This window comes from Ferrovibrio sp. (assembly GCF_019636075.1).
Classification (GTDB): domain Bacteria; phylum Pseudomonadota; class Alphaproteobacteria; order Ferrovibrionales; family Ferrovibrionaceae; genus Ferrovibrio.
Genome location: NZ_JAHBYG010000071.1, coordinates 1 through 10,758 on the forward strand (window position 1 = coordinate 1; position 10,758 = coordinate 10,758).

The 10,758-nt window shown below is 62.3% G+C and carries 8 protein-coding genes; 3 read left to right on the plus strand and 5 right to left on the minus strand.

Annotated features, from left to right (window positions below; genetic code table 11):
- Window positions 1-142 precede the first annotated feature (142 nt).
- The 5 genes from KF827_RS19010 to KF827_RS19030 form a co-directional block, all read right to left on the minus strand.
- Window positions 143-1,450 carry an ABC transporter substrate-binding protein gene (locus KF827_RS19010; protein WP_291009031.1) on the minus strand — a complete coding sequence of 436 codons (1,308 nt, stop codon included), beginning with the start codon at window positions 1,448-1,450 and terminating at the stop codon, window positions 143-145.
- A 126-nt stretch (window positions 1,451-1,576) separates the two neighbouring features.
- Entirely contained in the window at window positions 1,577-2,641 is a 1,065-nt protein-coding gene (locus tag KF827_RS19015; protein ID WP_291009034.1) for a branched-chain amino acid ABC transporter permease, read from the minus strand.
- 17 nt (window positions 2,642-2,658) lie between these two features.
- Window positions 2,659-3,543, minus strand: a complete 885-nt coding sequence (locus KF827_RS19020; protein ID WP_291009036.1) for a branched-chain amino acid ABC transporter permease — start codon at window positions 3,541-3,543, stop codon at window positions 2,659-2,661.
- Between the two features lie 29 nt (window positions 3,544-3,572).
- Window positions 3,573-4,394 (minus strand): ABC transporter ATP-binding protein, encoded by an 822-nt coding sequence (locus KF827_RS19025; protein WP_291009039.1) that lies wholly within the window; start codon window positions 4,392-4,394, stop codon window positions 3,573-3,575.
- Window positions 4,395-4,408: 14 nt separating this feature from the next.
- Window positions 4,409-6,436, minus strand: coding sequence for an AMP-binding protein (locus KF827_RS19030; protein ID WP_367273154.1), 2,028 nt, complete (start codon window positions 6,434-6,436; stop codon window positions 4,409-4,411).
- Between the two features lie 559 nt (window positions 6,437-6,995).
- Here KF827_RS19030 and acnA point away from each other — a divergent pair.
- The 3 genes from acnA to KF827_RS19045 form a co-directional block, all read left to right on the plus strand.
- Window positions 6,996-9,683: an aconitate hydratase AcnA gene (gene acnA, locus KF827_RS19035; protein ID WP_291009051.1), complete on the plus strand. Its 2,688-nt coding sequence runs from the start codon at window positions 6,996-6,998 to the stop codon at window positions 9,681-9,683.
- Window positions 9,684-9,832: 149 nt separating this feature from the next.
- Window positions 9,833-10,255 (plus strand): DUF2946 family protein, encoded by a 423-nt coding sequence (locus tag KF827_RS19040; RefSeq protein ID WP_291009042.1) that lies wholly within the window; start codon window positions 9,833-9,835, stop codon window positions 10,253-10,255.
- Between the two features lie 98 nt (window positions 10,256-10,353).
- The coding region (locus KF827_RS19045) for a Plug domain-containing protein (protein WP_291009045.1) at window positions 10,354-10,758 on the plus strand (405 nt) is incomplete at its 3' end.

Genomic DNA, 10,758 nt, shown 5'->3' on the forward strand with positions numbered 1-10,758 from the left:
CACGTGATTGTAGATCACTTCGATATTGTTCACGCTGAGAAGCGGCGTTGCGGCTGTCATGGCGCTGGACCTGTCATTCTGGCGACCTGTCATTCGGGTGGAAACCTCTCCCGCCCTGCGGCGGGAGAGGCATCCGGTTGGCTTACGACTTTGCGCAATTCTGCGCGGTAATGTTCTTCTCGCGGGCATAGGCTTCGGCGCCAGCGATATAGAGCGGCATCAGCTTCTGGTTCTCAGGCGTGATCCAGTCGCTCACATGCTTCCACTGATTGCCATCCCACTGCACGACGAGAATCTTGCCGTCGCCCTGGTGGTTGTCGCAGCTCAGCTTGATCGGCTGGATGAAGCCCTCCAGGCCCAACTGCTTCAGCTTGGCGGCGGTAAGGTCGAGATTCTCGAAGCCCCAGCGCGATTGTTCGCCATCCATCACCTTGTTGCCGAAGCGGGCCTGGGCGGTGCGCAGAGCCTCGGTGGTGAACACCGCGTTCAGCACGCCGCGCAGATAGCCGATTTCGCCCAGATGCTTGCCACCCTGGCTGGCCTGGCCCTTGTCCACCACATGCTGCTTGATGGTTTTCAGCAGCGGCAGATCGCGGGATGCGCCATGGAAGGTGAGGCCGCGGAAGCCCTTGGCCGCGGGGCCGGCGCCCACGGTGTCGCTATCCTGCGAGGTGTACCAGCCGCCGAGAATCTTCTCGCGTGGATAGCCCACGGCGGCGGCTTCCTTCAGCGACACGGCATTCATCGCGCCCCAGCCGGTGAGGTAGACGAAGTCCGGCCGCATCTGGCGTACCTGCAGCCAGATCGACTTCTGCTCCAGGCCCGGCGCCGGCACCGGCACCAGCTCGAGCTGGAAACCGAGTTCCTCGGCGTAATTCTGCAGAACCGGATTGGGCTCCTTGCCGTAGGGGATGTCGATGAACACATGGGCGATCTTCTTGCCCTTCAGTTTGTCCTTGCCGCCGGCTTCCTTGGCAAAGAACTGGATCGCCGCCGAAGCGCCCGACCAGTAGGTGACCGGTGCATTGAACACCCAGGGGAAATACTGCCCCACCATGGCCGATGCGCGGCCATAGGCCATGGAGAAGATCACCGACTTGTCGGCCGCCGCGCGGTCGGTCAAGGCATAGGTGATGCCGGTGGAATAGGGGCTGAAGATGGTGCCGCCCTGGGCCTTCAGGCGGCCATAGCATTCAACGCCGCGTTCGGTGTTGTACTGCGTTTCGCATTCCTCCACCTTCAGCTTCACGCCGTTGAGGCCGCCATCGCGGGTGTTCAGCAGGGTGATGTAATCCTGGAATCCGTCGGCGGTGGGGATGCCCGAAGGCGCGAACGGCCCGGTGCGATACACCATCGAGGGAATCAACTGCTCCTGCGCCGAGGCAGCGACATGCGCCCCGAGCAGAACGGCACCGGCCGCGATGGCCAGGCCAAGCTTTTTGATCATCATGTTTTTTTCCTCCCATTGACCGCCCTTGCCGGGCGGATTGCCTAAACCCTAACAGACTCAAGACGCCTACCAAAGCTTGGTTTCTTCCGGTCTTAAGTACAGGCCGGTTTTAAGTATGGACTGGTCTCAGTAAGGGAAGGGCCAGATGCGGAGCTTCTCTTTGGCAATCTGCCACAGCCTTGCCAGGCCATGCGGCTCCACGATCAGGAAGAACACGATCAGCGCGCCGAATACCATGAACTCGGTATGCGCGATGGCGGCCGTCGACATGTCGAGGCCGATCAACGGCGGCACGCGGGTGAGGAAGATCGGCACCAGCAGGATGAAGAAGGCGCCGAGGAAGCTGCCCAATATCGATCCCAGGCCGCCGATGATGATCATGAACAAGGCCTGGAACGACAGATTGATGTTGAAGCCGTCCGGTTCGGCGGAACCGAGATAGACGAACAGATACAGCGCGCCGGCAATGCCGATATAAAAGGACGAGACGGCAAACGCGCTCAGCTTGGCCACGATCGGCCGGATGCCGATGATCTCGGCGGCGATATCCATGTCGCGGATCGCCATCCAGCGCCGGCCCGGATTGGAGCGCACCATGTTTTTCGCCGCCAGCGCCAGTATGGTCACCACGCCCAACGCAAACAGGTATTTCTCCATCGGCGTGTTGATCTCCCAGCCGAACAGCGTCATGCGCGGCACGGTGATCACGCCCGACGAATTGTGGTTGGTGAACCAGCTCACCTTGGTGAACAGCCAGGGCAGGAAGAATTGCGCTGCAAGCGTGGCCACCGCCAGATAGAAGCCTTTGATGCGCAAGCTGGGCAGGCCGAACACCACGCCCACGGCGGCGGCCACCAGTCCGGCCAGGCCAAACGCCACCAGCAGGTTCAGCTCCGGGATGCGGAAGGCCAGGTTCCAGGCCACCACGGCACCCACGCCCATGAAGGCGCCGGTGCCCAGCGATACCTGCCCGCAATAGCCGGTCAGGATATTCAGGCCCAGGGCCGCCAGCGCCATGCACAGGAAGGGAATGATCAGCGCGGTGTAGAGATAATCGGTGGCCACCAGCGGCACGCCCACGAAGGCCGCCAGCATCAGCAGCACGAAGAACCAGCGATCTTGCCGGATGGTGAAGATCGCCTGGTCGGCGGGATAGCTGGTTTTGAACTGACCGGATTCACGATACAGCATGATGTTTCCCGCCGTGGTTAGACACGTTCGATGATGCGTTCGCCGAACAGGCCTTGCGGCCGGATCAGCAGGAAGCCCAGGGCAAGCACATAGGCAAACCAGTTTTCGATGCCGCCGCCGAAGAACGGCCCGATGAACACTTCAGCCAGCTTCTCGCCGGCGCCGATGATCAAGCCGCCCACGATGGCGCCGGGAATGGATGTGAAGCCGCCCAGGATCAGCACCGGCAGCGCCTTCAGCGCCAGGCTGACGATGGCCGGCTGCACCCCCAGCTTGGAACCCCACATCACGCCGGCCACCAGGGCCACCAGGCCGGCAATGCTCCACACGATGATCCAGATGGTGTTGAGCGGAATGCCCACCGATTGCGCCGCCTGGTGATCATCGGCCACAGCGCGCAGCGCGCGACCCACGCCGGTGCGCTGAAACACCACCAACGCCGCCAGCAGCGAGCCGGCCACCAAAGCGGCCCAGAGATCGAAAGCCTGGATCAGGATATCGCCATCCATCAGGAAGATCGGGTCGGTGGGCAGGCCGATATCCAACTGCCGCACATTCGAACCCCAGATGGTCTGGCCGAAGCCATCCAGGAAATACGATACGCCGATGGTGGCCATGAACAGGATGATGCCCTCTTGGTTCACCAGATGGCGCAGCACCAGTCGCTCCACGGTCCAGGCCAAGGCCACCATCACCAATACGGTGAGCGGCAGCGCCAGCCAGATCGACAGGCCGATCTCGATGAAGCCGACGAAGAACAGCGCCGCGAACAGCACCATGGCGCCCTGGGCGAAGTTGAACACGCCGGATGCCTTGAAGATCAGCACGAAGCCCAGCGCCACCAGGGAATACATCACCCCCGCCATCAGGCCGCCGATCAGAACTTCCAGGAAGAATGCCATGCCTGCCTGCCCCGCCTAATGCTGCCGGTTTAATGTTGAACGCCCAGATAGGCGTCGATCACTTCCTGGTTATGCTTGATTTCCTCGGGCGCGCCGTCGCCGATCTTACGGCCGTAATCCAGCACCACCACGCGATCCGAGATATCCATCACCACGCCCATGTCGTGTTCGATCAGGCAGATGGTGGTGCCGAATTCGTCGTTCACATCCAGGATGAAGCGGCACATATCCTGCTTTTCTTCCAGGTTCATGCCGGCCATCGGTTCGTCCAGCAGCAACAGGGTGGGTTCGGCGGCCAGCGCGCGGCCCAGCTCCACGCGCTTTTGCAGGCCATAGGGCAGGCGGCCCACCGGAATCTTGCGGATCGCCTCGATTTCCAGGAAGTCGATGATCTTTTCGCAGAAGGCACGATGTTCGATCTGCTCGCGTTCGGCGGGCCCTTTATAGAAGGCCGAGGCGATGATGCCGGATTTCATTTTCAGCATGCGGCCGGACATGATGTTGTCCAGCGTCGACATGCCCTTGAACAGCGCGATGTTCTGGAAGGTGCGGGCGATGCCTTGGCTTGCGGCCTCGTGCGGCTTCATGCGGCTGCGGGTCTGGCCGCGGAAGGTGATGCTGCCCTGCTGCGGATGGTAGAAACCGTTGATGCAGTTCAGCATCGAGGATTTGCCGGCGCCGTTGGGGCCGATAATGGCAAGCACCTCATGCTCGCGGATATCGAAACTGATATCGGTGAGCGCCTTCACGCCGCCGAAGCTGAGCGAGATATTCTCCACGCGCAGCAGCACATCGCCCAGTTTCTTGCCGTTCGGGTTCTTGTCGTTCGGGGTGGTGGCGGAAACATCCATCTGGTTCACCTGTTTCAGCCCGCTTTGCGCAGCGCAGCGAAGGTTTGCGCATCGGCCACCGGCAGGTTGGCCTTGAAGCTGCCGGTGCGGCCATCCTCGAAGGTGATCCTGGCATCCACGGCGATGCTGCTGGTGCCGGAATACAGTGCCTCGATGATATCGGCATAACGGTCGGCGATGATGCGGCGGCGCACCTTGCGGGTGCGGGTGAGTTCGCCGTCATCGGCATCCAGTTCCTTGTGCAGGATCAGGAAACGCTTGATCTGGCTGTCGGCCATGGAGGAATCCGACGACAGGTCGCGGTTCACCGTTTCGATGCAGCCGCGGATCATGTCATACACCTCGGGCCGTGCCGCCAGGTCGGCATAGGAGGTGTAGGCGATGCCGTTGCGTTCGGCCCAGGAACCCACCGCGCCGAGATCGATATTCACGAAGCAGGCAACGAAATCGCGCTTGTCGCCGAAGGCCACGGCTTCCTTGATCTGCGGAAAGAATTTCAGCTTGTTTTCGATGTATTTCGGCGCAAACAGCGCGCCGTTGCCGAGCCGGCCCACATCCTTGGCGCGATCGATGATGCGCAGATGGCCGTTATCGGCAAATACCCCGGCATCGCCGCTATGCACCCAGCCATCCGGCGTCTTGGCTTCATCGGTGGCCTCGGGATTCTTGTAATAGCCGACGAATACGCCGGGGCTGCGGAACATCACCTCGCCGGTGGCCTCGTCGATACGCACTTCCACGCCCGGCGCCGGCTTGCCCACGGTATCGGGCAGCACATCGTCGTCGGTATGCATGCAGAGATAGACCGTGCATTCGGTCTGGCCGTAAAGCTGTTTCAGGTTGATGCCGAGCGCGCGGAAGAAATCGAAAATATCCGGGCCGATGGCTTCGCCGGCGGTGTAGGCCAGGCGCAGGCGGCTCATGCCCAGCACGTTTTTCAGCGGGCCATAGATCAGCATTTCGCCCAGGGCATAGAGCAGCCGGTCGGCCAGCCCCACCGGCTTGCCTTCCAGGATCGGCCGGCCCACCCGGCGCGCCAGACCGATGAAATACTTGAACAGCCCGCGCTTGATGCGGCTGGCATCTTCCATGCGGATCATCACCGTGGTCAGCAGGTTTTCGAAGATGCGCGGCGGCGCGAAGAAATAGGTCGGGCCGATCTCGCGCAGGTCGGTCAGCACCGTCTCGCCGGATTCCGGGCAATTCACGCAGAAACCGGCCAAGGTGGCTTCGGCATAGGAGATGAAATTGTCGCCCACCCAGGCCAGCGGCAGATAGGCCAGGATTTCGTCGGTTTCGTTGATGGCGTCGAAGGCAATGGCCATATTGGCCGAGCGCACGATGTTGTCGTGGCTCAGCATCACGCCCTTGGGCCGGCCGGTGGTGCCCGAGGTATAGCAGATCAGCGCCAGATCGCTGCCCTGGCCCCTGGCAATCTCGGTTTCCAGGAAATCCGGGTGCTGTTGGGCATGCCGGCGGCCATCGGCCTTGATGTCGGCCATATCGCGCAAGCCGGGCTGGCTGTAATGCCGCAGGCCGCGCGGATCGGTGTAAACGATCAGATCCAGCAGCGGCAGCCGCTCACGCAGACCCAGCAGCTTGTCCACCTGCTCCTGGTTTTCGGCGATGGCGAAGCGGGCCTCGGCATGGTCCACCACATATTGCACTTCCTCGGCCACGCTTTCCTGGTAGATCGGCACCGGCACCGCGCCCAGCGCCTGGATCGCGGCCAGCGACCAGTAGAGATCGGGCCGATTGTCGCCGATCAGGGCCACCTTGTCGCCGCGCCGCAATCCGGCCAGGGCCAGGCCGCCGGCAATCAAGCGCACCTGCTCGGTCACTTCGCCCCAGGTCCAGCTTTGCCAGATGCCCAGGGTCTTTTCGCGCATGGCAGGGCGGTCGCGCCGGCCCTGGGGGGCTGGCCGCGCATTATCCAGCAGATATTTCGGAATCGTATCGCGTTCCGGGGCGCTCTGGCTGCCGGCTATCGGCTTCCCGCTACTGGCAACCGGTGAATCGTCTGCCCGGATTCCGGGCGTAATCTGCCCCTGTTTTCCCAAAACGCCGCCTCCCTGGTGGCTTGTGCAAGCTTAAGCCCACATCATTTGTGCGCCTATGTGACCGGTCTGGCTCGTCGCAGTCAAGTTCCGTGTCGAGAGCATTCGCTTTAGTCCGACTGCGCTGCTGGTGTTGACGCCGCGGCAACGGGCTTGAAACCAACGCGACACCCCTTGAGGAGAATTCACGTCCACGACGAAGGGAATTCGCCGGAACCCCTTGGCAAAGCGCCGGATTTGCGGCACGAATCCCGCCAACACCCTCCAGGCCGCCAAGGCCTAGCCCCGCAGGAAGGAGCGCCCCGTGAAAAAGAAGTCCAGCAGCAAGAAGGCCCCGGCCACCAAGAAGCCGGCCCTCAAGAAGCCGGCCGCGAAGAAGAAGGTCGTCAAAAAGGCCGTGAAGGTGGCGAAGGCTCCGGCCAAGCAGGCGGCTGCCAAGCAGGCTCCGGCCAAGAAAACCGCCAAGAAGGCTGTTAAGAAGGTTGTGAAGGCGGTGGTAAAGGCTTCTGGGAAAAAGGCGAAGGCTGCGGGCGCCGCGCGCGCCGTGCCGATCGCTGTTGGCCAGGATACGCTGAAAACCCGCAAGACCCTGAAGGTCGGCAACAAGAGCTACGCCTATTACAGCCTGAAAGCCGCGGAAAAGACCCTGGGCGACCTGTCGCGCCTGCCGTATTCGCTGAAAGTGCTGCTGGAAAACCTGCTGCGCTATGAAGACGGCCGTTCCGTCACCGTCGACGACATCAAGGCCGTGGGCAAGTGGCTGAAGGACCGCAAGTCCGACCGCGAAATCGCCTATCGCCCGGCCCGCGTGCTGATGCAGGATTTCACCGGCGTGCCCGCCGTGGTGGATTTGGCTGCCATGCGCGATGCCATGGCCAAGCTGGGCGGCGATACCCGCAAGATCAACCCGCTTTCGCCGGTGGATCTGGTGATCGACCATTCGGTGATGGTGGATTATTCCGCCGCCGCCGGCGCCTTCAAGAAGAACGTGGACCTGGAATATGAGCGCAACGGCGAGCGGTATGCCTTCCTGCGCTGGGGCCAGTTCGCGTTCGACAATTTCCGCGTGGTGCCGCCGGGCACCGGCATCTGCCACCAGGTGAATACCGAATATCTGGCCCAGACCGTCTGGACCGGTATGGATGGCAAGACCGAGGTGGCCTATCCCGACACCCTGGTGGGCACCGACAGCCACACCACCATGGTGAACGGCCTGGCCGTGCTGGGCTGGGGCGTGGGCGGCATCGAGGCCGAGGCCGCGATGCTGGGCCAGCCGATTTCCATGCTGCTGCCCGAAGTGGTGGGCTTCCGCCTCACCGGCAAGCTGAAGGAAGGCACTACCGCCACCGACCTGGTACTGACCGTGACGCAGATGCTGCGCAAGAAGGGCGTGGTGAACAAGTTCGTCGAGTTCTTCGGCCCCGGCGTGGAAGACCTCTCGCTGGCCGATCGTTGCACCATCGGCAACATGGCGCCCGAATACGGCGCCACCTGCGGCTTCTTCCCGGTGGATGAAGAAACCATCGCCTATCTGAATGCCACCGGCCGCGATCCCGCCCGCGTGAAGCTGGTGGAAGCCTATGCCAAGGCCCAGGGCCTGTGGCGCAGCAAGAAGGCGCCGGAGCCGGTATTCACCGACACGCTTGAACTCGATCTCGGTTCGGTCGAATCCTCGCTGGCCGGCCCCACCCGTCCGGAAGGCCGTGTGCCGCTCAGCCGCACCGCTGCCGATTTCAAGGAATTGCTCGGCACGTTCTATGGCAAGAAGACCGGCCAGGATTTCCGCGCCAAGGTCGAGAAGGCCAATTTCGATCTCGGCCATGGCGATGTGGTGATTGCCGCCATCACCTCCTGCACCAACACCTCCAACCCCAGCGTGTTGCTGGGCGCGGGCCTGCTGGCGCGCAACGCCATCAAGAAGGGCCTGCGCACCAAGCCCTGGGTGAAGACCTCGCTGGCGCCTGGCTCGCAGGTGGTGACGGATTATCTCGCCAAGGCCGGCGTGCAGAAGGATCTCGACAAACTGGGCTTCCAGGTGGTCGGCTATGGCTGCACGACGTGCATCGGCAATTCCGGCCCGCTGCCCGACAATATCTCCAAGGCGGTGACCGACAACGATTTCGTGGTCGGCGCCGTGCTGTCGGGCAACCGCAACTTCGAAGGCCGCGTACATCCGCTCACCAAGGCGAATTATCTCGCCTCGCCGATGCTGGTGGTGGCCTATGCGCTGGCCGGCAACCTGAAGATCGATATCGCCAAGGAACCCCTGGGCCATGACGCCAAGGGCAAGCCGGTCTACCTGAAGGACATCTGGCCCTCCAACAAGGAGATCGCCGCCACGGTGCGCAAGTATGTCACCGCGCAGATGTTCAAGAAGCGCTATGCCGACGTGTTCAAGGGCGATCCGAACTGGCGCAAGATCAAGGTGGGCACCGGCCAGACCTATGGCTGGGACAACACCTCCACCTATGTGCAGAACCCGCCGTATTTCGACGGCATGAGCAAGACCCCCTCGGCAATCACCGATGTGAAGGGCGCGCGCGTGCTGGCGGTGCTGCCCGACAAGATCACCACCGACCACATCTCGCCCGCCGGCTCGATCAAGAAGGACGGCCCGGCCGGCAAGTATCTGATCGAGAATGGCGTGGCCTATGCCGACTTCAACTCCTATGGTGCGCGGCGCGGCAATCACGAAGTGATGATGCGCGGCACCTTCGCCAATATCCGGCTCAAGAACGAGCTGGTGCCGGGCACCGAAGGTGGCATCACCAAGTATCAGCCCACCGGTGAGGTGATGTCGATCTACGATGCCGCCATGAAGTACAAGGCCACCGGCACGCCGCTGGTGATTTTCGCCGGCAAGGAATACGGCAACGGTTCCTCGCGCGATTGGGCCGCCAAGGGCACCATCCTGCTCGGCGTGAAGGCAGTGATCGCCGAAAGCTACGAGCGTATCCACCGGTCCAACCTGGTGGGCATGGGCGTGCTGCCGCTGCAATTCCTCAATGACATGACCCGCTTCGATCTGAAGCTGGATGGCACTGAGAAATTCGACATCACCGGCGTCGCCACCGACCTGAAGCCGCGCAAGAAGCTGCCGATCACGCTCACCCGCGCCGACGGCTCGACCCAGACCTTCGAAGTGCTCTGCCGCATCGATACGCTGGACGAGATCGACTACTACAAGAATGGCGGCATCCTGCAGACCGTGCTGCGCAATCTCGCGGCCTGATTCTCAGGGCATCGAAAGCGAAACGGCCGGGGCAAAACCCCGGCCGTTTTTTTGTTCAAGTCATTGCCCGGCCTGCGGGTGCGCGATATACAATTTCCGCAATATTCATACCGTCTCAATTCGCAACTTCAAATCCGAGTGGCGCCAGGGTGAAATTCAGCGGCGGAATCAGGGGGGCTTTCGGTCGCGGCAGTCTGCTTGCCGCGGCCTTCGCTTTGCTGATGCAGATTCTGGCCTGGTCCTGGATGCCGGCCGCGCTCGTTCCGACCAATGCCTTGGCCGAGGCCGGCGGCGGCATCATCATCTGCACGGCCGAGGGCTTGGCCATTCTGGCCCCCGATGGCAGCAAAACATTGATCGGCGATTCCGGCGCCGATGAGAACGGCAAGGCGCCTGCCGGCCGATCCTGCCAGCTTTGCCCGATGGTGGCTGGCCTGTCCTTGCCGCCGCCGAATACAGGGCATGTTCCCGCCTTCCATGGCTGTGGAACCCATATTGTCGATTTCAATCCACAGATAACGCCCGGCGCTTTCCGTGCCACGGCGCTCGCCCGCGCCCCTCCAGCAGTCTGATCGATCCAACGCGCGCTTCGTCCATGGCTGTCGCAGCCATGGCAACGCATGCATGCGCGCGTCGCTTCTCAGACATTTAAATCGCTGGAGGAAAATCCATGACCCGCAATTTGCATTTTGTGCCTTCATCGCGCCTGGCCTTGCTTGGCGCCGCCGCCGCCCTGGCGCTGCTTGCCTCGACTGCGCGTGGCCAGACCGTGGTTCCGCCGATCACGGTGACGAGCAGCCCGGAACCGAATTCGATCACTGTGCCGACGACCGATCAGGCGCGCGAGGCGATCCTGAATACGCCGGGCGGCGTCGATCTGGTGCCGGATACCGAATTCAAGAATGGCCCGGCCAGCACGGTGCGCGATATTCTCGGCTGGGTGCCGGGCATTATCACGCAGCCGAAATCGAGCATCGACAACCGCATCTCGATCCGCGGCTCCGGCCTGACCCGCAATTACGGCAATCGCGGCGTCAATCTTTACATGAACGGCGTTCCGATCAATTCCTCCGAC

Coding starts and splice junctions, on each gene's coding strand:
- KF827_RS19010 (WP_291009031.1), bottom strand. CDS start 1,450: ATGATGATCAAAAAGCTTGGCCTGGCCATCGCGGCCGGTGCCGTTCTG.
- KF827_RS19015 (WP_291009034.1), bottom strand. CDS start 2,641: ATGCTGTATCGTGAATCCGGTCAGTTCAAAACCAGCTATCCCGCCGAC.
- KF827_RS19020 (WP_291009036.1), bottom strand. CDS start 3,543: ATGGCATTCTTCCTGGAAGTTCTGATCGGCGGCCTGATGGCGGGGGTG.
- KF827_RS19025 (WP_291009039.1), bottom strand. CDS start 4,394: ATGGATGTTTCCGCCACCACCCCGAACGACAAGAACCCGAACGGCAAG.